Genomic DNA, 24,400 nt, shown 5'->3' with positions numbered 1-24,400 from the left:
AGACAGGGAACGTTCTGTTTATAAGACCCAAGGTCTTATATTCCGTAAAATATCCTTAGAAAGGAGGTGATCCAGCCGCACCTTCCGATACGGCTACCTTGTTACGACTTCACCCCAATCATCTGTCCCACCTTCGGCGGCTGGCTCCTAAAAGGTTACCTCACCGACTTCGGGTGTTACAAACTCTCGTGGTGTGACGGGCGGTGTGTACAAGCTCGGGAACGTATTCACCGCGGCATGCTGATCCGCGATTACTAGCGATTCCAGCTTCACGCAGTCGAGTTGCAGACTGCGATCCGAACTGAGAACAGATTTGTGGGATTGGCTTAACCTCGCGGTTTCGCTGCCCTTTGTTCTGTCCATTGTAGCACGTGTGTAGCCCAGGTCATAAGGGGCATGATGATTTGACGTCATCCCCACCTTCCTCCGGTTTGTCACCGGCAGTCACCTTAGAGTGCCCAACTGAATGCTGGCAACTAAGATCAAGGGTTGCGCTCGTTGCGGGACTTAACCCAACATCTCACGACACGAGCTGACGACAACCATGCACCACCTGTCACTCTGCCCCCGAAGGGGACGTCCTATCTCTAGGATTGTCAGAGGATGTCAAGACCTGGTAAGGTTCTTCGCGTTGCTTCGAATTAAACCACATGCTCCACCGCTTGTGCGGGCCCCCGTCAATTCCTTTGAGTTTCAGTCTTGCGACCGTACTCCCCAGGCGGAGTGCTTAATGCGTTAGCTGCAGCACTAAGGGGCGGAAACCCCCTAACACTTAGCACTCATCGTTTACGGCGTGGACTACCAGGGTATCTAATCCTGTTCGCTCCCCACGCTTTCGCTCCTCAGCGTCAGTTACAGACCAGAGAGTCGCCTTCGCCACTGGTGTTCCTCCACATCTCTACGCATTTCACCGCTACACGTGGAATTCCACTCTCCTCTTCTGCACTCAAGTTCCCCAGTTTCCAATGACCCTCCCCGGTTGAGCCGGGGGCTTTCACATCAGACTTAAGAAACCGCCTGCGAGCCCTTTACGCCCAATAATTCCGGACAACGCTTGCCACCTACGTATTACCGCGGCTGCTGGCACGTAGTTAGCCGTGGCTTTCTGGTTAGGTACCGTCAAGGTACCGCCCTATTCGAACGGTACTTGTTCTTCCCTAACAACAGAGCTTTACGATCCGAAAACCTTCATCACTCACGCGGCGTTGCTCCGTCAGACTTTCGTCCATTGCGGAAGATTCCCTACTGCTGCCTCCCGTAGGAGTCTGGACGTGTCTCAGTCCCAGTGTGTACGATCACCCTCTCAGGTCGGCTACGCATCGTTGCCTTGGTGAGCCGTTACCTCACCAACTAGCTAATGCGCCGCGGGTCCATCTGTAAGTGGTAGCCGAAGCCACCTTTTATGTTTGAACCATGCGGTTCAAACAACCATCCGGTATTAGCCCCGGTTTCCCGGAGTTATCCCAGTCTTACAGGCAGGTTACCCACGTGTTACTCACCCGTCCGCCGCTAACATCAGGGAGCAAGCTCCCATCTGTCCGCTCGACTTGCATGTATTAGGCACGCCGCCAGCGTTCGTCCTGAGCCAGGATCAAACTCTCCGATAAATGGATCACAGGTTAAGTCCACCGCTTCCTGCGGCGACACCTGTGTGACCTGCGTCGTGCAGGCCCTAGTTTGACTGACTACGCACATCGCTGTGCGATTTTTTAAAAACTGAATTAACAGGTACGTTTTGTCTTGTTTAGTTTTCAAAGATCATTCAATAATGGAGCGGGTGATGAGAATCGAACTCACGACATCAGCTTGGAAGGCTGAGGTTTTACCACTAAACTACACCCGCGTAGTATCTTATATTGGCGCGCCCGAGAGGAGTCGAACCCCTAACCTTTTGATCCGTAGTCAAACGCTCTATCCAATTGAGCTACGGGCGCTTATCAAGCGACTTAACTATCATACTATCATTTGATGGTGAAGTCAAGAAGTTTTTTAAAATGTTTTTTCGAATCTTTTTCAATTCGACTTTTCTTATTATACACATTTTTAAAATCTTGTAAACACCTTAGAAAAACTTTTTTTGTTTTTCGTTTTGTTTCACGCTGTTCATCAGCGACGTTTAATAATATACCATGCCTGTTTTATTTGGTCAACACTTTTTCTGTATTTTTTTATTCTCTTCTTTCCCCCCTTCTCATGTATATATTTTATCTCATCTTACAAATAATATAAGAAAATCTCTTAAGAAGAAATGAGGCGTGTTATGTATTACTACAAAGAGGAACTGATTAATATCATTAAACCGGACAAACCAGACCCGGCAGCTGCTAAGGTCCTGCAGGAGATATTAGGCGGTCATTACGGAGAAATGCGTACAATGATGCAGTTTTTTTTCCAAAGCTCTAATTTCAGAGGAAAGCAGAAACAGTATCGCGATCTGCTTCGCGGCATTTTTTTAGAGGAAATTGCCCACGTTGAACTGGTTCAAAACACAATCAATGCTTTATTAGATGAATCAGGCGGTGAAGGTGTCGGCAGTCAAGGTGCAGATCAAGCACCACTTAATGAAGCTGTTAAACATGCTAATCCTCATCATTATATTATTGGTGCGCAAAGTTCCCTTCCTGTTGATGCAGGAGGCAATCCGTGGAACGGGTCGTGGGTGTATAACCACGGAAACTTAATTACTGACCTGCTGGATAACCTGCTTCTTGAGTCGACAGGTGTGCTGCAAAAAACAAGAATTTATGAGATGAGCTCTAATCAGACGTTCCGCGAAACACTTGCTTTTCTGATTGTACGCGACAATGCTCACCAGAATGCATTCGCAAAAGCGCTCGAGACATTGGGCGTTGAGTGGGCGAAGCTCCTCCCTGTACCGAATTATGACATTAATAAATATCCTGAGTGCAGAAAGTATGTCGAATTAGGCTACCATAATGCACAGTTTAACTTTAGGTTGGATGAAACGAGAATCAGTGAAATCTATCAAGGGAAATCTCCAAGCCGAAATGGCGGAGAGTTGCAAGTAATAGATCCTCCGGCAGGGTTTCCCGTACCAGTGCTTCCTGAAATACCGAATGAACACAGTCCTGGGTTAGGCGATATGAATGCTTAATCCAGTGGGAAGGTGCTCAAGAAACTTCTTGAGCACCTTCTTATTGTACATTACTGATTCATTCAACGATTGGCGTTAAAGAATCACCATTCCATATTTCTCCCTTGTTGAGTGTCCAGCTGTCATGATATAAAGCTGAAGCACCCTTGTTTACTGCTGGGCTCCATTCATCATTCCATGCCAGAAAGTAAATGGTTTTAGGATATTTTTGTTTTATTGCATTGATGAACAGGCTGTAATCGAAGCTGCCGTTTGCTGTTTGCGGGCCGACTTCTGTAAAAGCAAATGGTTTATTAAGCGCTGTTAGCTGATCGTATCCATTGATCGAGTAGGCATCTTGAAAATACGCATCTAATCCGACAATATCCACGTAAGACGCTCCCGGGTAAAAATCAGTTTTAAAATCTCGGTTGGCGTCGGGTGAGTAAACCCAAATCAAATGATCAAGTCCTCTTGTGTCGGTCATATAATGATAGATTTTCATGTAGAGCTGTTTATATAGAGAGATTCTTTCATTATCCTTTTGGTTATATGATGTAAGTCCCCACCAAAACCATTCACCGTTCATTTCATGCAGCGGCCTGAACAGAACAGGCACACCTTGGTTCTCCAGCTCTTGAAGTCCGTCAGCAATTTTGCTGAGCATGGCATTTAGCCGCTTTCCTTCTGCTGTTGAAGAATCTAGTATTTTTTTATACTGATCGTTTGTAATCGGTGTTTTAAAATGCCCTGACTGAAAAGCAGGGTTCGCCAGGTGCAAACTAATTTGCGGAATTCCGCCATTTTTCCAATACGAAATTAAATCACCGTTGCAGCTTACATCTATTGAATCTTCAATTTTAGCTGTTTCAAGCCACCCTCTGGCATAATCGCAGCCGTAAATAGCAGGCGATTGCCCGGTGGCGCTTCGGATTCTATCAGCCTCAGCCATAGAAAATGTGTCATGACTGTAACCTCCGAACGCTCCGGAAAGGACTCTGTTTTCCGTTCGGTTCGGCAGGTGCGCAAGCCAGTTCATCACTGCTTTTGTTGTCTGCTGGGCATTAGGATTCACAGGCGACACAGTATGCGCTTCAATTGGTTTTGCTAAAACAGCAGACGCAAGTAAAAATAAAATGAGCAAAGAGATCGTATGTTTCTTAAACAAATGCAACTCCCCCATTCATTAAGGATGAGATATCATGAATTCACATGTTCCTTCTATTGAAAACTCGCCAAAATGCGCAGGCAAGACAAAGTGTGAGCCTGCATTGCATTCATACTGAATACCATTATTTATGATTCGTCCTGATCCGCTCAGAACACTCCCCAGCAAATAGGTTTGATGTGAAGGAAAAGCAGCTCGGCCGCTAATCTTCCATTTGTACACTGAGAAATAATCTGATTGCACATAAACAATGATCTCAGCGTTACCAACTTCTTTTACTTCCGGTGTATGCACTTTATCGATATGCGGTATCGTTATGACTTCCATGGCTTTTTCTATATGAAGAGTTCTTTTTTGGCCCTGGTCATTACAGCGGTCATAATCGTATACGCGATACGTTGTATCAGAGTTTTGCTGGATTTCAAGGACAAAGGTTCCCTCACATAAAGCATGGAGTGTACCGCTTGGCACATAAAAGAAATCTCCGGGCTTGATTTTGATTCGCCTCAGCAGCCCGTTCCAATCACCGCTTTCTATTCGTTGTTTGAATTCCTCCTTTGTGCTTGCGTGATGTCCCAAAATCAGTTCGGCGTCATCTTTGCAATCAATGATATACCAGCACTCCGTTTTACCAAGGTCGCCATTTTCATGCAGTTTTGCATAATCATCATCAGGATGGACTTGCACGGAGAGATCCATATTGGCGTCCAGCAGCTTTACCAGCAGCGGAAACACCTTCCTATCTGGAAAACCGAAAATCTCTGGATGATCTTGCCATACTTGATCTAGTGTCTTTCCTGCCAGCGGGCCGTTCTTTACAGCCGACGGGCCATGGGCATGGGCAGAAACGGCCCAGCACTCACCTGTTTTTTGTGAGGGTATTGCGTAGCCAAAAGCGTCACGAAGCTTCGTCCCTCCCCATAGTCTTTCTTTAAAGACAGGCTCTAAAAATAAAGGATGCGTCATGATCGCACCTCCCCGGATGCTGCCTCTGCTTGTAAGGCCTGGTGCGCCAAAACTAGCGTGCCGATGATTCCGGCGTTAGAGCCTAAAAGTGGAGGTACAATATAATCACTTATATCATCTGACAATTCAGAAAAATCTAAGTAGTTGTTCATGATTTTCGGTACATATTGATAGATATAAGAAAACACTTGTTTCTGTTGCATGACGCCGCCGCCAAGAATGATTTTTTTAGGTGCAAGGATCAAAATATACTGAGCCAGTGCTTGGGCAATATAGTACCCTTCCAGTTCCCAGACTTGTGCTATATCTGATAAATCCGCGGCTTTTTTTCCCCAGCGCGCTTCAATGGCGGGACCGGAAGCCAAGCCTTCAAAGCAATCTCCATGATAAGGACACTTCCCTTGGTATGCGTCATCCGGGTGCCTCCGGATATAAATATGGCCCATCTCTGGGTGCGACAGCCCCTGAAGGAGCCTGCCCCCTACAATTGCGCCCGCACCGATGCCAGTACCAATCGTTATATACAGGCAGCTGTCGAGACCCCTCGCTTCACCGAAAAGGAATTCACCCAGCGCCGCAGCGTTGACATCTGTACTAAATCCGACTGGGATTTTCATTTCGTTCTTAACGGTTTGCAAAAAGGGGTAGTGTCTCCAGCCTGCTTTCGGCGTGGCCATAATGGTACCGTATGTTTGACTGGTTTTATCGTTATCAACGGGGCCAAAGGAGCCGATGCCGATTGCCTGTAATGAAAATTGGCGAAAATATTGAATCACTTTCTCTATCGTTTCATCCGGCATCTTTGTAGGGAATTCTATTCGGTCAATGATCGTTCCATCTTCTCTACCGACAGCACAAACAATCTTTGTGCCGCCTGCTTCAATACCGCCAAGCATGCAGATGGCCTCCTTGTTGTCTCCGCAATCAGCGCCGTATGTTTACAGAAGTCACAACAAACTTGTCATGCCGATGACGTGAAAAGGAATATTCAAATGGAATCCCGGTATCTAAGAAGCCCACATGTTCCACTTCAAGAATTGGATCATCCTGTTTACAGCCCAGATGCTGCTGGTCAATATGATCAGATTTGCAGGCTCTGATTTTCCGATGCGTTCCGGCGATTTTGAGCTGCAGCACATTTGTAATATGATTGTAGATCGAATCATGAAGGACATCGTCATTAATGCCCGGTATTAAATGAGTCGGCATATATGTTTTTTCTAATACATAGGGTTCACCTTCTACAATTCGCAGCCGAACGACATAATAAACCGGTGTTTTCTGATCAATAGACAAATGGGCGGCCACTTCCTCAGTGGGAAATTGCACTTCAAACTGAATGACCTTGCTTTGGATTTTTTTATCTTTCAGCAAGTTGGTCAATCCGAGAATCTCATTGCTGACTACATGTACATGGTCATCCTGTATTGCAGATTGAATAATAAACGTGCCATGGCCTCGTTTTCTAAACAGCAGACCCTCGGCAACTAAATTATCCAAGGCTCTCTTCATCGTCATGCGGCTTGAGTTAAATTCTTTTGCAAGAGATACTTCATCAGGAATGGGCTGATCGATCGGATATACGTTATTTTTAATTCTATTTCTCATTTCATTTGCAATGATTTCGTATTTATTCATTGGTATCCTCCGGCAGCTGTTAGAGTTTGATATCACATAAGCTTTTACGGATATCATAAGTCCTTTTCCCTATTTCATCAATGTTGCGGATTTTCGTCATCTCTATTCGTTATGATGATTGCCGGAAGATCTTGACCTTTAGGAAAATCTAGAAACCGCTTTGCTCAGCAACCTTTTTGAACCATTTTCCGCTCTTTTTGACGGTTCTTTCTCCGTCTTTCTCAAGATTGACTGATACAAATCCGTATCGGTTTTTATAGGCATTTGTCCAAGACCAGTTGTCCATGAACGTCCATAAGTGATAGCCTTTTACGTTCGAGCCTTCCTGTATGGCGCGGTGAATCCATTTGAGGTGCTCTTTTATAAATTCAATCCGGTAATCATCTTGAATGATGCCTTGTTCATCCCTGAATCGCTCTTCACCTTCAACCCCCATACCGTTTTCAGAGATAAAACACTCGATGTTGCCGTAGTTTTCTTTTAAATTAATCAAAATATCATAAACGCCTTTTTCATAGATCTCCCAGCCACGATGCGGATTCATTTTGCGGCCCGGCATGACGTAGGAATCAAAATACCTGTCAGGCAAAAAAGGAGCGTCGGGATTCGGAAGATGTTCTTTCGCTTTCACACGTCTCGGCTGGTAATAATTCACTCCCAACAGGTCAACCGTGTTCTTTTTGATGATGTCAAGATCTTCAGCGTTGTAATCTGGCATAAAGCCTTCATGCTTCAAAATGTCAACCAGCTCTTTGGGAAATTCGCCTTTGACAGATGGGTCTAAAAAAGATCTGTTAAAAAACGCGTCTGCGATTTCCCCGGCTTTCACATCCGCCGGATGGCTGCTTCTCGGGTATGAAGGGGTCAAATTTAAGATGATGCCGATTTTTCCGTCCTGCTCCATCTCCCTGTAAGCCTGAATGGCGCGGGCACTTGATAACATCGTATGAAATCCAACTTGGACGGCCTCTTTAAAGTCGACCTTGTTTGGATAATGAAAATCATATAAGTAGCCGCCTTCTACGGGAACAATTGGTTCATTATGCGTGAACCATTTTTTCACTCTGCCGCCAAACAAACGGAAGCACGTTCTCGCATAGTTTTCATAAGCGTCAACCGTCTCTCTGTTGACCCAGCCGCCGATTTTTTGAAGCGCCATCGGCATATCGAAATGAAACAAATTGACAAAAGGTTCAATTCCGTTAGCGATCAACTCATCAATGACATTGTTATAGAAATTTGCGGCTTTATCGTTGATCTCGCCCGTTCCGTTTGGTATTAAACGTGACCAGGAAATCGACATCCGGAACGAGTTGTGGCCAAGCTCCTTCATCAGCCTGATATCTTCTTTATAGTTGTCGTAAAATTGGGATGTGTCTGCGGGTCCGACATGATCAAAAAAACGATGCGGTTCTTTTTCAAACCAATAATCCCATATATTCTGGCCTTTTCCGTCTCTGTCGGCGGCACCCTCCGTTTGTGTTGCTGAAGCGGATGATCCCCACCAAAAATCCTTTGGAAAACGATATTGTTCTGTTTGTGCCAAGTCTCTCTCCCCTTATGTCACATTTTTATGCTGTTATCATTTTGCTGAGCAGCTGTCTCCTGCACAGCCTGTTCTTTTTCTTTTGCCAGATTTAATTTATCCATTGCTTTTAGGAACGGAAACCAGATCACGAAGACAATCAGCAGATTGATAAGCTGCATCACGCCCCCCATGATTGAGTTCGTCGCCATGATACCATTAATGAATAATGGAACCGTCCACGGCACTGTCACACCAGTCGGAGGCGGAACGAGCCCTGCTGACATAGCCAGATAGGTGACGAGCGTAACAACCATCGGTGCCAGCACCCAAGGCACAATAATGATCGGATTCATGACAATCGGAAGCCCGAAGATAATCGGTTCGTTTACGTTAAAAATACCGGGAGCGAGGCCAAGTTTTGATACTTGCTTCATCTGCCTGCTTTTCATGAATATGAGAATGGTAAACACAATCGCAAGCGTCATCCCGGTTCCGCCCATCCCTACTGTATAAATCTCCATAAACGGTTTTGAAATAATATGAGGGATTTCTTTTCCCGCCGTGTAAGCAGAAAGGTTTTCTACCTGCAGTGTATTCCAAATCGGGTCCATCACGGAGTTGATAATGATCTGTCCATGCAGTCCGAAAAACCAAAGAATTTGAATGAAAAACACGGCAATAAGCGTTGGAATGATACCGCTTCCAAGTCCGACAAGCGGAGCCTGAATTGCGTGATAAATGACGTCGTGCATATTTGTTTTAAAAAACAGAGTCACCATTACGTTAATCAGCAAAAATACGGTCAATGTGATAAAAGCCGGAATAAGTGCGGCGAATGATTTTGCTACAGCAGGCGGAACGCCGGCTGGCATTTTGATTGTCAGGTTTTTTTGAACGATTCTTCTGTAGATTTCTCCAGAAAGAAATGCCGTAATCATCCCAAGAAACATCCCTTTTGCACCGAGACGATCGACCGGGATAACCCCTGTAATGGCATCTCCTGTTTCTGGCTGAATGATAAATGGCGTTAAGAGCAAAAAGGAAACCAAAGCGATCGCTCCGCCAAATACAGCTTCGACCTGATAGCTTTTTGACAGGTAATAGCCTATCCCGAACACAACAAAGACAGACATAATGCCCATTGTCGCCGTGGAGGCAATGCCGAAATGAGACTGAAACGACGTAAGCATTGAGGCGTTCATGATTTTGTTTAGAAACGGCAAATTCGTTAACACGACAAAAATGGACCCGAATATCGTCAGCGGGAAAGCCAGCATAAATGCATCACGCAGTACTTGCAAATAGCGGTTATTGTTTAACCTCCCTGCAATTGGAACAAGGAATTGGCTGATTTTCTCGAACACCCTATCCACCCCGATTATTTATAGATTCTTGGTTTTAAAGAGATCAAGCATCTCTTTCACTAATTCTTTCATGGATAATGTTGACATCAGATGATCCTCTGCATGCATAAGCAGCAATGAGAAAGCTTGTGCTTCTCCGCCGGATTCCTTCTGTATCATTTGAAAGTGAATGTCATGGGCCGCGGATAAATCCTGCTCAGCCTTGGCAATGAGGGCATCCGCCTCATCCTTGTTCCCTTCTTTGTAGGCGCGCAGTGATTGTATGATGCAGCTGCGGGCATTGCCGCTGTGCAGGATAAGCTGAAAACTGATTTGTTCGTCTGTTAAGTTCGTGATTTTCACCTGTTCCATTATTGATTCTCCATTAAGGACAATGCCTGCTCATACGCTTTTTTCCCATCTGCCATTCCGTAGGCCATCATGTCAATGACTTCAACCCGAATGTTGTATTGATCCGCTTCTTTTTGGAGTTCGCTTTTCAGAAAGCTCATTTGCGGACCGATCAAAACGGCATCCGCTTTTCTCATGTCTTCTTTTGCTTTATCCTGGCCAACAGCCCAAATCTCTGCTTCCTCACCGATAGACTGTGCGTATTCCTTCATTTTTGTCACCAATAAACTGGTAGACATTCCTGAGCTGCACGCGAGTAATATTTTTTTCAACTGCTATCCCCCCTTGAGATTAAAACGCTTACATGGATTATTATAGTCATTTATTTTTAAATGTCTATACTTTTATAAAATAAATATAATCATACACTTGTCCGGTTCATCACTTTGTAAATTTTTCTATGGAAGATTCATTAATAATGTGGTACACTCATCAACGGAAACGAATCAATTAAATAGCTATTATCACTTGTATAACCTCAATAATATGGTTTGAGGGTGTCTACCAGGAACCGTAAAATCCTGATTACAAAATTTGTTTATGACATTTTTTGTAATCAGGATTTTTTTTATTTATCAAAACATTTAAGTAAAGGAGTTTGTTATGAATTTCAAAGTTTTCCTGCTTGCAGCTTCTACGATTGCAGTCGGATTGGTTGAGTTAATTGTGGGGGGGATTCTTCCTCAGATCGCAAATGATTTAGACATTTCCATTGTTTCAGCCGGACAGCTGATCAGTGTGTTTGCGCTGGGATATGCAGTATCTGGGCCGCTGCTTTTGGCATTGACTGCGAAGATTGAGCGGAAGCGCTTATATCTAATTGCTTTATTTGTTTTCTTCCTTAGCAATCTTGTCGCCTATTTCAGCCCTAATTTCGCCACATTGATGGTATCTAGGGTATTGGCAGCAATGAGTACAGGGCTGATTGTTGTGCTTTCTTTAACAATTGCCCCGAAAATTGTAGCGCCTGAATACAGAGCCCGCGCAATCGGAATTATTTTTATGGGTTTCAGCTCTGCTATCGCATTAGGCGTGCCGCTCGGAATCTTAATCAGCGATTCCTTCGGGTGGCGGATTTTGTTCCTTGGCATCGGCCTGTTGGCGCTGATCTCCATGCTGATTATTTCAATTTTCTTTGAAAGAATACCGGCGGAGAAAATGATTCCTTTCCGGGAACAGCTCAAGACGATCGGTAATCTGAAAATCGCGAGTTCACACCTCGTCACGATGTTTACATTAGCTGGCCACTACACGCTTTACGCTTACTTTGCACCGTTTTTAGAAGAGACTCTTCACCTGAGCTCTTTCTGGGTCAGCATTTGTTATTTCCTTTTCGGGATATCTGCTGTATGCGGAGGCCCTTTCGGAGGAGCGCTATCTGACCGGCTTGGTTCCTTTAAGAGCATTTTGCTGGTGACGGGTTCCTTTGCCATCATTATGTTCTTACTGCCGCTGTCTACATCGTCTATGATTTTCTTTTTGCCTGTCATGGTGATTTGGGGTCTTCTGAGCTGGAGCCTCGCCCCGGCTCAGCAAAGCTATTTAATTGAAATTGCACCTGATTCGTCTGACATTCAGCAAAGCTTTAACACGTCGGCCCTCCAAGTCGGAATTGCCCTTGGCTCAGCCATTGGCGGTGTTGTTTTGGATCAGACGGGTACTGTAGTGTCAACAGCATGGTGCGGCGGGTCAATTGTGATCATCGCTGTCCTGTTTGCTTTCATTTCTTTAACAAGACCTGTTCAAACAGCAAAAAAATCCTCCTTGTAAAAGGAGGATTTTTTATTATTTAGCTGAAAGCTCATCTTCTGTGACCCATTTGTGGTTTTTCACTTTTTCGCCGCTCGTTGTCGATGTATAGTCAACCATGTATACAGTTGTTTTTTCTGCCGAGTCGATCTCGGCTGTTGCTCCTTTCATGCCTTTCATATGAGAAGCCTCTAAAATCACCTGATCTCCGGGCTGTAACGTTTTATCTCCAGCATCTTTGATTTCTTCTTGGATCACCCATTTGTGATGATCCACACGCTGTCCCCCATTAGTCGGAGTATAAGAAACAACATACGCCGTTGTATCATAGGCGCCTGTTACCGTAGCTTCGGCACCTTTCATGCCTTTCATATGGGAAGTATTGATGGTTACCTGGCTGCCTACTTTGTATTTCGGATTTTTAGATTCCTGTAATCCCTCTGGAACGTCAGCTGATCCGGAATGGTCCATCTCTTCATGTGTTGAGGAGTCTGAATGATTGTCATGTGTGCTTTGTTTCGTACTGTTGTTATTGCCGCATGCTGATAAAACTAAAACAAGAGATAACATCAGAATTCCCAGTGCATTTTTAGAGATTTTCATGTTCATTCTCCTTTGCTTCATTTTTCCCTGTAACTTTTGCCCGCAGACAATGAAAACATGCCCTATCGATAATACTATACCCCCGAACGGTATGTAAATACGCTGATATTCTCATAAAGCATTCCCGCAGTTTGTCCTATTCCCCTTTGTTTGCAAAGCCAAACATGAAAAAAGCCGCTGTCAGGCGGCAATTACTGTTTTAAGATTTTTATATACACACCTTTTTTTGCTTTTTGATAAGCAGCCTCACCCATTTTCCTCACCTTTTCAGAAGCATCTGAGGATTTGATCCATTCGTCATCAAGAAAAATGGATGGATCGATTAGGCGCATTTTCTTCTTTTGATGGAAATCGTACTGGATGTCATCCTCTATTACTTGTATGCCGGGATGAATGGTTGTAAGCAAGCTCAGGACTTCTTCATTTTTTGATGCACGCAGGATGTTCAGTACCTCTTGGTCCGTTTTCAGCAGATCCTCTGCGGATATGACATCATGCCGCAGCGCTGCCTTCAATGCTCGCGCTAAATATTCATATCCATATACATTCACAGGATTCAAAAAGAAATCAATTACTTCCTTGTAGTACACACTGACAAACCATTCGGCGGCTTCAATACTATCAGGAAACATCCTTCCGTTTCTCACAATAAGATGATCCAAAAAGGTTTGCGCTTCGTGCAGGTTAATGTGTCCATATCGGTACATATCACGCAGCGTATAGTCTGTCCGATCAGCACACAGCTCCGGTGCGGGCTGTTCGAGCAATGTCCACCTTGAATCGTCAGATAAAAGTTCTTCAGTATGATAGCCGTGTTTTTGTAAAATGTCCGGGATTTCAGAGTGAACAATGACTTGTTGAAAGATGTTTTCATGATAGTCTTCTGCTTGATTTTCAAAGACAACGTCGACCACATGAGAAAAAGCTGTGTGTGATACGTCGTGGAGCAGACCCGCAATCTGTTCTTCTATCGTTCCTCCGAGCTTTTTGATGAGGAGCATTACGCCGATGGAGTGCTCATACCGGGTCACATTCCACCTTCGATTGACTAAAAAGCTTGCTCCGCCTTGATAGATCCCTTTTAATCTTTGCACAGGAGCGCTTTTGATAAGCTCTTCCAGCACTCCGTCTATATGGTGGTGCCCGTAAATGACATCGCTGATTTCCATGCCGTCACCTCAACATCTATTTTTTTTGTTATATATTGTTTATATTGATAGTACACATGCAATCTTTCAATAGAGGAGTGTTACGATGATCATCATCCCAAACAATGAGATAGCGAAACATATGTTGACCGCTTTTTTTGCCAAGCATTGGGGTACACCCGAGATGGCGATTTCCAGCGGCATTTTTCGATGTGATGAATTAGATGGATTTGCCGCAGTAAATGAAAGCGGCGAAATCATTGGCTGTATTACATACACAATAGATGGGAAAGATTGTGAAATTATTTCATTAGATAGTATGATTGAAAATAAAGGAATCGGCACAGCTTTACTTCAGCAGGTTGAAGAGACGGCTAAACATGCACATTGTCAACGAATAAAGCTTATCACAACGAATGATAATGTACATGCGATGGCGTTTTATCAAAAGAGAGGCTATCAATTCGCCGAAGTGTTTCCGAACGCAGTTGAAAAAGCGCGCCGACTCAAGCCAGAGATTCCAGAGGTGGCTGAAAACGGCATTTTGATTCGGGATGAAATTCTATTTTCGAAGGTAATTGATTAAACGAATAGGAGTCTTTTATGTCCAGTCATTATAAATACCCTCTCATTTTCACGGCATTCCTATTAATCGCTTTCTGCTTGATCTTTTTTTCCTATCACCTGATTCATCATGTTCGTTTGGAGTATCCGAATTGGCAGGGAGAAAGCAAAGATCAGAATTGGGAAGCTGTTTTCAAAAAAAATGAAGATGCACCGAATGAATACAGCGGCGAACTTTATTGGATCGGTGGACCACATGAAACAGACAACACTTATTTGGAATCACTGATTGTAAAAAAGGATGATGAAGTTCTGCTGAGTTCTGACACGGAAATCCCGATGCATGATTATGCTGGAGGCACTTTTTCTGATGGAAGCGCAAAAGAAAAGTCCGTTTCTTTTTTAGAGCGGTTAGATGAACATGAGCTTGAAGGCCATGATATTACGATTGAAGTGAAATGGAAACAAGGTAATCATTATTCTGCGAGCCAGCTTACGCTCAATGAAAAGACCTTGTTTGAAGAAAAGCAGCAATAGATGATCAAAACGAAAAATAGACAAATGAAAAGGTGTAACATATTTTATACAGCTCATATGTTATGCCTTTTTCCTTCATTTTCGCCAAAAAGTGGAGCAGTCTGCCTTATCCCGAATATTAAACTCAATCATTTTCTCAAGTAGCGTGTAATCAACTGGATCGTTCCAAGGGATACGTATCAGCTGCTCGGTGTAGTCATATCCTGCCTTCACAATATCATCCTCTACGTGCGCTATCGTTACTTTTTCAGGAGCGACAGCTAAATGCTTTTTAGAAACACTAAAGCCAATAATAAATGTACCGTGATCCGTAAACATCGGTTGGTTCCATTTTATTTCTGTATGTAAATTTGGATATTTATTTTTTATCCAAGTTAACACCTCTTCCGTTCTTTCTCGGTGGAACGGGTCATCAATCCCGGCTAAATACTCAGAAAAAACGTCCATGTTGTTCCCTCCTAAAATAAAATGATGCCACTCCATATGAACTGCTCAGACATGTACTTACACAATACCTCTTCCAACATAATACTTAAAATTGTTCAAGATGTAAGCGGGTTGCTTCTATGCGACTATAGCAGATTTCAGTCCGCCTATCCACGGCCAGTATCTATTCCTCCAATTTATTTCTATAGTACTATCACTCTTTCCTTTCTCTTGATAGCAGTTCATTATTCTTGTAAATCCAATCTTTAAAATCGATTAATACTAGCTTAACAGTTTAAAAATATAATTGGGTTGTCATTGAGATTCATCTATATTTAGGAGGTTATCCAGTTGAAAAAATTCCCGAAGAAATTACTGCCTATCGCGGTTTTATCATCAATTGCGTTCAGCAGCTTAGCCAGCGGCAGTGTGCCTGAAGCCAGCGCCCAGGAAAAGAAAAAGGGGAACCACGACGAAATTAAGAATGTTATTGTTCTGATTGGTGATGGTATGGGTGTGTCTTATACGTCTGCTTATCGATACTTAAAGGATAATAAAAAGACAAAAGTTGTGGAGCCTACGGCTTTTGATCAGTATCTTGTCGGCCAGCAAACAACTTACCCCGATGATCCTGAACAAAATGTAACGGATTCTGCAGCGGCGGCAACGGCTATGTCTGCGGGAATTAAAACATACAATAATGCCATAGCGGTGGATAACGACGGATCAGAAGCCAAAACGGTGCTTGAAGCTGCGAAAGAAAAAGGAAAAGCAACAGGACTTGTGGCCACTTCAGAAATTACACACGCCACTCCGGCCTCTTTCGGTTCCCACGACCACAGCCGAAAAAATATGAACTCAATTGCGGATGATTATTTTGATGAGATGGTCAACGGCAAGCACAAAATTGATGTCCTTCTAGGCGGAGGAAAGAGCAATTTTGACCGTAAGGACCGTAATTTGATCAAGGAATTCAAAAAAGCGGGATACAGCTATGTGGATAACCGCAAGGACATGCTGAAAAACAAAGACAGCCAAGTTCTCGGCCTATTCGCTGACGGCGGCCTGCCTAAAAAGATTGACCGGACGAAGGATGTTCCATCACTTAAAGACATGACAAACACAGCCATAAAAAAATTAAACAAGGATAAAGACGGATTCTTCCTCATGGTGGAAGGCAGCCAAATTGACTGGGCGGGCCATGACAATGATATCGTCGGCGCCATGAGCGAGATGGAAGACTTCGAACAAGCTTATAAGGCGGCTATTGATTTCGCTAAAAAAGACAAGCACACATTGGTTGTCGCAACGGCTGACCACTCAACCGGCGGATATTCCATCGGTGCGGACGGCATCTACAATTGGTTCAGTGAACCCATTAAAGCCGCAAAGCGCACACCAGACTTTATGGCAGAAAAGATCGCTGACGGCGCGGATGTTGAAAAAACGTTGAAAACATATATCGATCAAAAAAAATTGGCTTTAACAAAAGCCGAAATTCAATCTGTTGAAGAAGCGGCAAAATCGAAGGAAGTACTGGATATCGATAACGCAATCGAGAACATCTTTAACAAACGCTCTCACACTGGATGGACCACAGGCGGACATACCGGTGAAGATGTGCCCGTCTATGCATACGGTCCGTCTAGTGAGACATTTGCCGGCCAAATCGACAATACAGAAATCGCCAAAAATGTCTTCAAAGCTTTACAATACAACATTAAGATTAACGATAAGTAAAAGAATACAAGGTGTCCCGTTGCTTGTATGAAGTAACGGGATCTCTTTTTAATGGAGGAATCATCATGAGAAGAATTCTTTCAATTTTCGTTTTTGCTATCATGCTTGCGGGCTGCTCATCAAACGCCAGTACTGAAAAACAGCATGCAGGCGGGGAGAAAACAGTAAAAGCTGAGCCGCAAAGCACTTCATCCCAGAAGGACAGCTCAGATGATTATCAGCCTAATTCCCAGGTAACTGATGACCGGTCATTGCTTAAGGTCGGCCAAACGTTTTCAGATGATAAAGGAAAAGCTGTCTTAAAAGATATCAAACAAGTGAACAAAACCTATAAGATTGGCGACGTGGAGTTAACAGTAAAAGAAATGAAGCTGATCCACTTGCGCCCGGACTACAGCATGATTGATTACTTTCATGAGTTAACACACGATGAAGAGTTTGATTTTGTTAAGGTTTTCGTTGATATCAAGAACACCTCTTCAAAAAAAGTAAATGTTGCGCCGATTGCATTGATGAAAACAAATACGGGCGAAACCTTTGATTGGAACAAAGATATTTATCTTGAAGAGTTAAACGGCAAATTGGAAGGCGGCGCCGAAAAGTCCGGAAATCTCGGTTTTATTGTGAACGCATCAAGCGGCCATGCTCATGATAAGGCCGCGGATGCGGAGAAGAAAACAAAAGAGATTAAGTGGATCGAAATCACGACAAGTGACGTCTTTGACCATAACCATAAGAAAATCAGTGATGCTCAAAAAATCAAAATCAAGTTTTAAATGAAGAACTCCCCGTACAAGGTACGGGAGTTCTTTTTCTTATTTGTTTTTTTGGCGAATCAACTCATCAATCCGCTCCATCACTTCTTCCATGTCCATACATTCTTTGAAGCTTTGATTGATTTTTTTAATGCCTGCCGTATACTGATCGTTGCGCAAAACCTCATCTACGGCCTGTTTTAATATTTGGGCATTGACTTCATCTTTAGAGATGACATAGCCTGCATGGAGTTCAGAGAGACGCTGCGCCACCATCGGCTGATCCTTGTCATGAGGCATGACAACCAGTGGCACGCTGAAATGAATCCCTTCGTTTACGCTGTTCATTCCGCCGTGTGTAATGAAAACATCCGATTGCTCCAGCACTTAAAAAATCTGATTTTCAGCGAATCATGGATTTTTTTGACTAGCGGATGTAGCGGTCATCGATAAGCAGGTTCGAAATCACCTCAGTCAGAATTTCAAATTCTACTGCGGACCATATATCCAGGAGATTTGTGGAAAATTAAAATGCGAGAAAACAGACGGAATACGTACGAGGCATTTGAAAAGCTTCAACATGATATTGACGAATATATCCACTTTTACAACCATGATCGTCTACAAGAAAAACTAAACAGCCTTAGCCCGACTGAATACAGGGCTAAAGCCGTCTAGTGAGTTTTAGTTATTTCCACTGTTTATTTGACAGAGGGCAGTTCAATTTTCATCAAAAAAACTCGGCGTAAAACAGACGTATACCGACATGATCCTTGCCTGAATATAAATTGAACAGTTCCTCAATAATTTATTTTCCTTAAAAAAATTAGAAAGTCTCCTCTAGAGAAAAATAATGCCAAGGACTTATCCTTAGATAGACACATGTTTTTTCTCATTCTTATGTTGCGATTTTTTCAAAAATAAATATGTTGTTACGAAAAGAGAGACAATTACAATGATGAATAAAATAAAATATCCATAATTTGATTGCCCCATCGGTACAACAGTTAGTGTTAAAGTTCCAATTAAAGCAACCTGACCTAATAACTTAAACGCATTAAACAATGAGTTCACTCGTCCCATATATGCATTATCGACATGATGAAACATATAACTTTTTCTAAATACTCTTATTGCAGCATTTGAGTTTCCCCAAAAAAAGCTTGCTGCAATAAACGTTAAAGAGTGAGGGACAAGGAAGATGGTTATGATTGAGATTGCAAATACAACCATAAATAAAATTACTCCTTGAATTTCCGGAAGTTTTTTTGACATTTGATACGCTATGAAACCAGCGCTTATTGCTCCGACTGCGTAAAAAATATTAGCAGTGCCAATTACCGAAGGACCTTCATTCAAAAAATCATAAATAAAAATCGGATCCAAGTAATTTGCAACAATAATGACGATACTCGGTACGAAAGTAGTTAATAAAATAATAAATAAAATTTTTCGTTGAGATAGATATTGAAGTGAAGCTCTAAAGTTTTCCCAATATGATTCTTTCTTTATTGCTTTGGATTGCTCTTCTACTTCACTACTACGTCGGTAGGGAAGTTTATATATGAGTATTGAAGCGCTGATAAATGTAATTACATTCATAACCAGTATTAAAGTAGTGGATATCTGACCAATCATAAAAGCCGCTAAACCTGAACTTATCATCAATGCTGCTTGTCCCTGAACCTCTAGGCTGCTATTCACCTTACTATATTCTTCCTCATTAAACATTTCTTGGGTTAAAGCTGATAAAGCAGGGTATTTTATAGAATCGTAAGCAGTATTGTAAAAGATCAACAAAACGACAAGTATGATATTTAAAACAGTTGAGATATCAAAAAAAATTAGAAAAGCAACGAGCATAAATACTCCTGTTATTTCTAGATTAAGAAATACATTTTTCCTGGAATGCCTGTCTACCAAACTTCCCAAATAGGGAGAAGCAAAGAATACTAAAATCATCGTGACCATAGTTAAAATCCCATATAATACTGACTGATTCAATTGGTCTATTAGCAACCAAATAATTAAATAAGAAGTTACTCCGGTACCCACTGTTGAAATAAGGTTAGCCGCTAATAATAATCTTAGCTTGTGCATTAAAAATTATATTCCTTTAATAAAAGTAGAGACCCATCTTCATTTACTTGATAGCATTGTAAGAAACCATTGTTTCCCCCAATTATTAAATAATTTCCTCCATTTCTCGCTTTATAATGTTTAATAGATTTTACATAATCAGGTAGTCTTTCAACTAAATAAACAATCTGATTAGTTTCATAGTCATATACGCCAAGTTGATGACCATATGAAGAAATGAAAACGTAATTCTCAATTCTTACAGCTACTTCTCTTGTGTTGTATAATAAATCACCTACAATTTGTTTGCTAATTTTATAGGTGTCTTTTTCTATTTCGAGGTAGCCAAATCCTCCACCGGTTAAAACGAGATGATGTCCTTCAAGGCGAATCCTTTTTGGATATCCGTCTAAAAAGAGTGTTTCATGACTCTCCTCAAATGTTTCATAATTAACAACGTGTAGAGAATCATTTGAAGTACCTACTACAACATCTTCACCATTAAATATTGAAGTAGTAACAGAAGCACCGAAATTCTTTCTTCTTAATAACCTACCATTGTTTAAGTCTACTTCTTGCATAACTCCGTTATCTAAGCCAACTAGCACAACTTGTTTTTTATCATCACAAGATATACTTTTAGGGAGATATTCTAAATTCGTACTCCATAAAACATAACCATTTTCATCAAAGCTGAAAACCAAATTTCTTCTAGACAAAGCAACAAATCTTGAATTGTTGATACGTACTAATTTAAATATTAAGCCAAATCCGTATTCGAATTTTTCAGATTCTTTTATGATGATATCTGAATCTCTAATTTCCTCAACAGTAAATTTAGTAATTCCTTTACCGTTTGGAGCATAGAATTCATTTGAACTTTCACCATCTACAAAATCCCAATAGCAAACATAATCAAAATCTAATCTTTCTAATTCATTCCCAAATTTATCAACAATCAGCATTTCGCCAGACTGTAGAAGCACTAATATTCTATCTTCGTTCATCATTAATCCATATGATATTTGATGATTAAATGGACCTAAGGTTCGAATAAGTTTAAGCTTAGGAGTAGTATTATCAAAGACATAAATTTTCCCGTCAAATCCTCCAGTATAAATTTCAGTTAAATCTTTATCAAAGAAAATAAATTCTACATCATCTGTTGTGAAGGGATGGCTTGTAAATTCTAGTGAGTCCGTATCGATAACCGCAAGACCTGATTCAATACCATATGAATTTTCCAAACCGTAATCTTGTGTGGCGATGTAACGTTCATTTCTGGAGTCATATCTGACTACATGAACACTTCCCTCGTCAACTTTAATTCTTCTGTGAAATTCCAAATTAGCTAAATCACCGAAAAATAAGTTCCCTTCTTTATCTGAAATAATTTGTTCATTACTATTTTCAACATTAAAATAGTCGATAAATGTCTTTTCATTGCTCGGATGCTCAATTATTTCCTCAACAACCAATGTATTTTTATTTAGCTTTAAAATTTGACCATATCCATTAGTTGTATATAAATATTCACCGAAGACTTGTATACCTCTTGCGTTTGAAGGAGATGGCTCCTCATCTTGTAAAAGTTTTTCTGACAATGCATAATGTTCAGTATGTAGTGTCGCTAGTTTCTTTAAAGTTTCAATACAGTATTTATTTATTACACCAACGTAATCTCTAGTATAAACGTGGTCATCTGTTGCTGTAAGACAATAAACTTTTGTATTAATCAACGGAGCAGCAGAGCTTTTAATTATATCTAATTTATCATTTAAGCGGTGGATTACACCTTGCGTATCAACAGTGACTATATAATTTTTACTAGGAACATAATCAACTCTGAGAGGTCTTATTAGCATTTTTTCCTCCTTATTAATCCGAATCAAGTAGGGATACTTTTCTATATCCCTACTTGATTCTTTTTTAGTTACTTACGAGTGGATACTGAGCTACGAATTGGCTGGACTTTAATCTTACGGCCCATTTCTCTCACCTCCTTTAAAGTTGAGAAAATAGTTTATTTCTCATTAAATATATTAATTTTTTCTGTTTGGTCAAATAATCTGAGCGATTCGGAATTTTCCCCATTCTGATTTATCGAATATATCCCCCCATCATATGATCCAGCGAGAATTTCATCACCCAATTTTTCCATAAAACTAATACCGTTACTTGCTACTTTTAAAATTTTCTTAGAATCAGAATCCAAATCCCATATACTTGCATATCCCCAGTAATCTCCTGCAAATAGTACTCCTGAAGAATTAAAACATACCGTTTTTACCGAGTAGTTATGCAAACTATGAAGGTCTTTTAAAATTCCGTTTGTAGCATCATAAATCCTAACGATTCTATCTCGGCTAACGGTTGCAAGTAAATTTGTCTTTTCATTGTACGAAAGATCATTTATTACAAATGAGGACCCAACTAAGCTAATATGTTCTGATATGTTTTTTCGATTGAAAATATGTACTTCGCCTCCAGAAGATCCAGTAGCAATAAAATCCCTTTCGACCACCATACCCTTAATTGCACCATTATGCGCACGAAATTTATCAACAATTTTTAATTCCCATAGGTTTAGTTCGAATACATCACCACTATATGATCCTATAAAAAATGAATGATTTTCTCTGTCATAGACTATTGAATTTAGAGGCCCTGATGAAAAATCGAATGATTTTATAATTGTCTCCTGCTCAGCATTTACTAAATGTAAACACCCTTTATGATCTCCCCAAGCTATTATAGAGCCATCATTAGTAATCCCTACGGCGTTATTCAAAACTTTGTTTACTGACAATATTTCTCTTCCATTTAACCTAAATACTCCATCATCTGAGGCAGTAGCAATATCTCCATTTTCACTTACAGCTATATCATTAATAGATGGGGTTGCACATTTTATTTTATTATCAATTAGCTGATTATTTTCTAACTCCCACTCGCAAAACTTGTATCCAAATGTGCATCCATATACATTTTTTTCATCCGGACTAAAAGCAAAGCCTACTTCCCACTGGTATTGATATTGAGGTAATGATGCAACTTTATTGAAATCTCGATCCCATATAAATATTTGATGATCATATGCAGCTGTTAATAGATAATTTCCGGATGGGGATACCTCGATAGTCTTAACACCAATTTTATGACCTCTTAATGTCTTGATTTTAGTATGTTCGTTAGCATCATAAATATCTATATCACCATTATCTAAACCTATTAATAAAATACTTCTATTTAAATCCCCATTAATCGTATCTATATCACAATCATAAGGTCCTATATTATCAATCATTTCACCTGTATTAAAATCCCACACCAAAACATTCCCGTTATTGTCGCAAGAAAAAACCTTATTGTTAATAGTCCAAACAGACTTTACACTGCTTTTATGTTCATTAAATTTCCGAATAATACTGCCAGTTTCAACATTCCAAACTAAAACTCTCCCATCATGTTGTAATGATGTAGAAATAATATATTGATCGTTTTCTGTGAATATTGCATATTCAATGTCATCGGTGTGACCTAAAAAAGTTCTTATAACTAATTCACTCTTTGTATCAATTAATTTCATAGTATAGTCAGAAGATCCAGTTAGTAAATATCTTCCGTTGTTGCTGATTGATAACCCTCCAACTAAATGATCATGTTGAGTAAGAAGATAAGAGGAACCGGTTTTTAAATCCCATTTGTATACTCTTTTATCGTAACCACCGGTGTATGCATATTTCCCAGTCTGATCAATTACTATAGCCCTTATTGGTCCTGTATGCATTCTTCATCCTCCTTCACTAATTTAAAAGAATGATTCATATCATTTATCTTTGTCTCTAAATATTTAATGTTATATTTATTAACGTCACCAATTACATTTTCAAATCCTTCTATTATAATTCCCCTTTTTCTTAGATTAATTATTTTATTGGGGTTATTAGTAAGCAAGATTATTGGCTTTTTTCTTAGTTTTTGTAACAAAAAAGATACTTCTTCATAATCTCGACAATCTTCTTTATAACCTAATAATAAATTAGCTTCTACAGTACTATAACCTTCTTGCTGCAAAACATAGGTCATTGATTTGCTAAATAGACCTATTCCTCTTCCTTCATGATTTGACAAATAAAATAATGCACCTGATCCTGATTCATAAATTTTTTGTAGAGATAAGTGCAATTGAGTACCACAGTCACATTTTTCACTTCCAAAAATGTCTCCGGTGTGACAGATACTATGTAATCTTACTTTAGCTCTTTCAGAATTCTCAAAGTCCCCATATATTAGTACTGAACTTTGTTGAAATTCATGCTGAGAAAGGTTGGGTAATTCCCCAAGAACTTTTGTTAAAGACCACATCTCACCATGTATAAACCAGGTGTACCACCTAAAAAAGATACTTTCTCCATTTAAACTGACAGGTAATTCAACAGGTCCAAATAAGTATATGTATCTTTTTTTATAGGGAATAACTTTTAATTTTTTAGCTAATAACTTAATATCTTTAAGTTTAAGTTGTAATAATGAACTATCCACCAGTATCAATTCTCCTCGTTAACATATAGTTAATTCCATTTTTAGGATATGTTTTTCAAATTTTAAATTCAATTTTACACTTTTTATTAGGAATTATTTAAAAACC

General features: G+C 40.7%; 21 protein-coding genes, 2 tRNA genes, 1 rRNA gene, 2 pseudogenes and 1 riboswitch. Of the genes and pseudogenes, 7 read left to right on the top strand and 19 right to left on the bottom strand.

Annotated features, from left to right (window positions below; genetic code table 11):
• Positions 1 to 59 precede the first annotated feature (59 nt).
• From KXZ66_RS03175 to KXZ66_RS03165, 3 genes are all read right to left on the bottom strand, one after another.
• A 16S ribosomal RNA gene (locus tag KXZ66_RS03175) occupies positions 60 to 1,607 on the bottom strand.
• Between the two features lie 162 nt (positions 1,608 to 1,769).
• Positions 1,770 to 1,843 (bottom strand) — tRNA-Gly (locus KXZ66_RS03170).
• Positions 1,844 to 1,857: 14 nt separating this feature from the next.
• Positions 1,858 to 1,934: transfer RNA gene (locus tag KXZ66_RS03165), tRNA-Arg, on the bottom strand.
• Positions 1,935 to 2,260: 326 nt separating this feature from the next.
• Between KXZ66_RS03165 and KXZ66_RS03160 the strand changes: the two genes are divergently transcribed.
• Entirely contained in the window at positions 2,261 to 3,115 is an 855-nt protein-coding gene (locus tag KXZ66_RS03160) for a manganese catalase family protein (protein WP_014475997.1), read from the top strand.
• A gap of 58 nt (positions 3,116 to 3,173) precedes the next feature.
• On the opposite strand, the gene gmuG is transcribed toward KXZ66_RS03160, so the two are convergent.
• The 8 genes from gmuG to KXZ66_RS03120 all read right to left on the bottom strand — a co-directional run bounded on the left by gmuG (position 3,174) and on the right by KXZ66_RS03120 (position 10,420).
• Entirely contained in the window at positions 3,174 to 4,262 is a 1,089-nt protein-coding gene (gene gmuG / locus KXZ66_RS03155; protein ID WP_085186851.1) for a mannan endo-1,4-beta-mannosidase, read from the bottom strand.
• Positions 4,263 to 4,280: 18 nt separating this feature from the next.
• A complete protein-coding gene (manA, locus tag KXZ66_RS03150; RefSeq protein WP_077671236.1) occupies positions 4,281 to 5,228 on the bottom strand; it encodes a mannose-6-phosphate isomerase, class I in 948 nt (315 codons plus the stop codon).
• Positions 5,225 to 6,124, bottom strand: coding sequence for an ROK family protein (gene gmuE, locus KXZ66_RS03145; RefSeq protein WP_085186849.1), 900 nt, complete (start codon positions 6,122 to 6,124; stop codon positions 5,225 to 5,227). Before gmuE ends, manA begins: the two co-directional genes overlap by 4 nt.
• Before the next feature lie 28 nt (positions 6,125 to 6,152).
• Positions 6,153 to 6,866, bottom strand: coding sequence for a transcriptional regulator GmuR (gmuR, locus tag KXZ66_RS03140; protein ID WP_015715336.1), 714 nt, complete (start codon positions 6,864 to 6,866; stop codon positions 6,153 to 6,155).
• Positions 6,867 to 7,014: 148 nt separating this feature from the next.
• A complete protein-coding gene (gene gmuD, locus KXZ66_RS03135; protein ID WP_219144799.1) occupies positions 7,015 to 8,412 on the bottom strand; it encodes a 6-phospho-beta-glucosidase GmuD in 1,398 nt (465 codons plus the stop codon).
• A gap of 17 nt (positions 8,413 to 8,429) precedes the next feature.
• Positions 8,430 to 9,758, bottom strand: a complete 1,329-nt coding sequence (gene celB / locus KXZ66_RS03130) for a PTS cellobiose transporter subunit IIC (protein WP_003244271.1) — start codon at positions 9,756 to 9,758, stop codon at positions 8,430 to 8,432.
• Positions 9,759 to 9,776: 18 nt separating this feature from the next.
• Entirely contained in the window at positions 9,777 to 10,109 is a 333-nt protein-coding gene (locus KXZ66_RS03125) for a PTS sugar transporter subunit IIA (protein ID WP_021481624.1), read from the bottom strand.
• A complete protein-coding gene (locus KXZ66_RS03120) occupies positions 10,109 to 10,420 on the bottom strand; it encodes a PTS sugar transporter subunit IIB (RefSeq protein ID WP_014112863.1) in 312 nt (103 codons plus the stop codon). Before KXZ66_RS03120 ends, KXZ66_RS03125 begins: the two co-directional genes overlap by 1 nt.
• Before the next feature lie 176 nt (positions 10,421 to 10,596).
• Positions 10,597 to 10,696: riboswitch (purine riboswitch) on the top strand.
• A 55-nt stretch (positions 10,697 to 10,751) separates the two neighbouring features.
• Between KXZ66_RS03120 and pbuE the strand changes: the two genes are divergently transcribed.
• The gene (gene pbuE / locus KXZ66_RS03115) at positions 10,752 to 11,918 is read left to right on the top strand and encodes a purine transporter PbuE (protein WP_003234105.1); all 1,167 of its coding nucleotides are present in this window, start codon (positions 10,752 to 10,754) and stop codon (positions 11,916 to 11,918) included.
• A 15-nt stretch (positions 11,919 to 11,933) separates the two neighbouring features.
• On the opposite strand, the pseudogene KXZ66_RS03110 reads toward pbuE, so the two are convergent.
• Both KXZ66_RS03110 and KXZ66_RS03105 read right to left on the bottom strand, forming a co-directional pair.
• A pseudogene (locus tag KXZ66_RS03110) lies at positions 11,934 to 12,550 on the bottom strand (YdhK family protein).
• 141 nt (positions 12,551 to 12,691) lie between these two features.
• Positions 12,692 to 13,669 carry an HD domain-containing protein gene (locus KXZ66_RS03105; protein ID WP_049140473.1) on the bottom strand — a complete coding sequence of 326 codons (978 nt, stop codon included), beginning with the start codon at positions 13,667 to 13,669 and terminating at the stop codon, positions 12,692 to 12,694.
• A gap of 85 nt (positions 13,670 to 13,754) precedes the next feature.
• On the opposite strand from KXZ66_RS03105, the gene KXZ66_RS03100 reads away from it, so the two are divergent.
• Both KXZ66_RS03100 and KXZ66_RS03095 read left to right on the top strand, forming a co-directional pair.
• Positions 13,755 to 14,234, top strand: coding sequence for a GNAT family N-acetyltransferase (locus KXZ66_RS03100; RefSeq protein WP_032727120.1), 480 nt, complete (start codon positions 13,755 to 13,757; stop codon positions 14,232 to 14,234).
• A gap of 17 nt (positions 14,235 to 14,251) precedes the next feature.
• The gene (locus tag KXZ66_RS03095) at positions 14,252 to 14,749 is read left to right on the top strand and encodes a YdhH/YoaO family protein (protein ID WP_219144798.1); all 498 of its coding nucleotides are present in this window, start codon (positions 14,252 to 14,254) and stop codon (positions 14,747 to 14,749) included.
• A gap of 75 nt (positions 14,750 to 14,824) precedes the next feature.
• Here KXZ66_RS03095 and fra read toward each other — a convergent pair whose 3' ends face one another.
• Positions 14,825 to 15,196 carry an iron chaperone frataxin gene (gene fra, locus KXZ66_RS03090; RefSeq protein ID WP_072173543.1) on the bottom strand — a complete coding sequence of 124 codons (372 nt, stop codon included), beginning with the start codon at positions 15,194 to 15,196 and terminating at the stop codon, positions 14,825 to 14,827.
• Positions 15,197 to 15,526: 330 nt separating this feature from the next.
• Here fra and phoB point away from each other — a divergent pair, with 330 nt between their 5' ends.
• Positions 15,527 to 16,915, top strand: coding sequence for an alkaline phosphatase family protein (phoB, locus tag KXZ66_RS03085; RefSeq protein ID WP_017695992.1), 1,389 nt, complete (start codon positions 15,527 to 15,529; stop codon positions 16,913 to 16,915).
• Positions 16,916 to 16,980: 65 nt separating this feature from the next.
• Positions 16,981 to 17,691, top strand: a complete 711-nt coding sequence (locus KXZ66_RS03080; RefSeq protein WP_219144797.1) for a membrane lipoprotein lipid attachment site-containing protein — start codon at positions 16,981 to 16,983, stop codon at positions 17,689 to 17,691.
• Positions 17,692 to 17,730: 39 nt separating this feature from the next.
• Here the strand turns inward: KXZ66_RS03080 and KXZ66_RS03075 are convergent.
• Positions 17,731 to 18,057 (bottom strand): annotated as a pseudogene (locus KXZ66_RS03075) (nucleotide disphospho-sugar-binding domain-containing protein); the annotation flags it as partial.
• Between the two features lie 144 nt (positions 18,058 to 18,201).
• Between KXZ66_RS03075 and KXZ66_RS03070 the strand changes: the two are divergent.
• On the top strand, positions 18,202 to 18,348 hold the full coding sequence (locus KXZ66_RS03070) for an IS3 family transposase (protein ID WP_374045769.1): 147 nt from the start codon (positions 18,202 to 18,204) through the stop codon (positions 18,346 to 18,348).
• A 192-nt stretch (positions 18,349 to 18,540) separates the two neighbouring features.
• On the opposite strand, the gene KXZ66_RS03065 is transcribed toward KXZ66_RS03070, so the two are convergent.
• The 4 genes from KXZ66_RS03065 to KXZ66_RS03050 form a co-directional block, all read right to left on the bottom strand.
• Complete coding sequence (locus tag KXZ66_RS03065; protein ID WP_219144796.1) at positions 18,541 to 19,770, bottom strand: MFS transporter; 1,230 nt, start codon at positions 19,768 to 19,770, stop codon at positions 18,541 to 18,543.
• Positions 19,770 to 21,614, bottom strand: a complete 1,845-nt coding sequence (locus KXZ66_RS03060; protein WP_219144795.1) for a hypothetical protein — start codon at positions 21,612 to 21,614, stop codon at positions 19,770 to 19,772. Before KXZ66_RS03060 ends, KXZ66_RS03065 begins: the two co-directional genes overlap by 1 nt.
• Before the next feature lie 158 nt (positions 21,615 to 21,772).
• The gene (locus KXZ66_RS03055; protein ID WP_219144794.1) at positions 21,773 to 23,539 is read right to left on the bottom strand and encodes a WD40 repeat domain-containing protein; all 1,767 of its coding nucleotides are present in this window, start codon (positions 23,537 to 23,539) and stop codon (positions 21,773 to 21,775) included.
• Positions 23,521 to 24,294 carry a GTP cyclohydrolase II gene (locus KXZ66_RS03050; RefSeq protein WP_219144793.1) on the bottom strand — a complete coding sequence of 258 codons (774 nt, stop codon included), beginning with the start codon at positions 24,292 to 24,294 and terminating at the stop codon, positions 23,521 to 23,523. The genes KXZ66_RS03055 and KXZ66_RS03050 overlap by 19 nt, the downstream gene beginning before the upstream one ends.
• Positions 24,295 to 24,400: the final 106 nt, after the last annotated feature.

Source organism: Bacillus sp. LJBS17 (assembly GCF_019334685.1).
Lineage (GTDB): Bacteria > Bacillota > Bacilli > Bacillales > Bacillaceae > Bacillus > Bacillus subtilis.
This window is presented reverse-complemented; position numbering and strand designations above follow the sequence as displayed.

Bases quoted from the DNA above. Each gene is read 5' to 3' on its own strand.
- KXZ66_RS03100 (WP_032727120.1), top strand. From the start codon at position 13,755: ATGATCATCATCCCAAACAATGAGATAGCGAAACATATGTTGACCGCT.
- KXZ66_RS03105 (WP_049140473.1), bottom strand. From the start codon at position 13,669: ATGGAAATCAGCGATGTCATTTACGGGCACCACCATATAGACGGAGTG.
- KXZ66_RS03160 (WP_014475997.1), top strand. From the start codon at position 2,261: ATGTATTACTACAAAGAGGAACTGATTAATATCATTAAACCGGACAAA.
- fra (WP_072173543.1), bottom strand. From the start codon at position 15,196: ATGGACGTTTTTTCTGAGTATTTAGCCGGGATTGATGACCCGTTCCAC.
- KXZ66_RS03080 (WP_219144797.1), top strand. From the start codon at position 16,981: ATGAGAAGAATTCTTTCAATTTTCGTTTTTGCTATCATGCTTGCGGGC.
- manA (WP_077671236.1), bottom strand. From the start codon at position 5,228: ATGACGCATCCTTTATTTTTAGAGCCTGTCTTTAAAGAAAGACTATGG.
- pbuE (WP_003234105.1), top strand. From the start codon at position 10,752: ATGAATTTCAAAGTTTTCCTGCTTGCAGCTTCTACGATTGCAGTCGGA.
- KXZ66_RS03055 (WP_219144794.1), bottom strand. From the start codon at position 23,539: ATGCATACAGGACCAATAAGGGCTATAGTAATTGATCAGACTGGGAAA.
- gmuR (WP_015715336.1), bottom strand. From the start codon at position 6,866: ATGAATAAATACGAAATCATTGCAAATGAAATGAGAAATAGAATTAAA.
- KXZ66_RS03065 (WP_219144796.1), bottom strand. From the start codon at position 19,770: ATGCACAAGCTAAGATTATTATTAGCGGCTAACCTTATTTCAACAGTG.
- gmuE (WP_085186849.1), bottom strand. From the start codon at position 6,124: ATGCTTGGCGGTATTGAAGCAGGCGGCACAAAGATTGTTTGTGCTGTC.
- KXZ66_RS03060 (WP_219144795.1), bottom strand. From the start codon at position 21,614: ATGCTAATAAGACCTCTCAGAGTTGATTATGTTCCTAGTAAAAATTAT.
- KXZ66_RS03125 (WP_021481624.1), bottom strand. From the start codon at position 10,109: ATGGAACAGGTGAAAATCACGAACTTAACAGACGAACAAATCAGTTTT.
- KXZ66_RS03070 (WP_374045769.1), top strand. From the start codon at position 18,202: ATGCGAGAAAACAGACGGAATACGTACGAGGCATTTGAAAAGCTTCAA.
- KXZ66_RS03095 (WP_219144798.1), top strand. From the start codon at position 14,252: ATGTCCAGTCATTATAAATACCCTCTCATTTTCACGGCATTCCTATTA.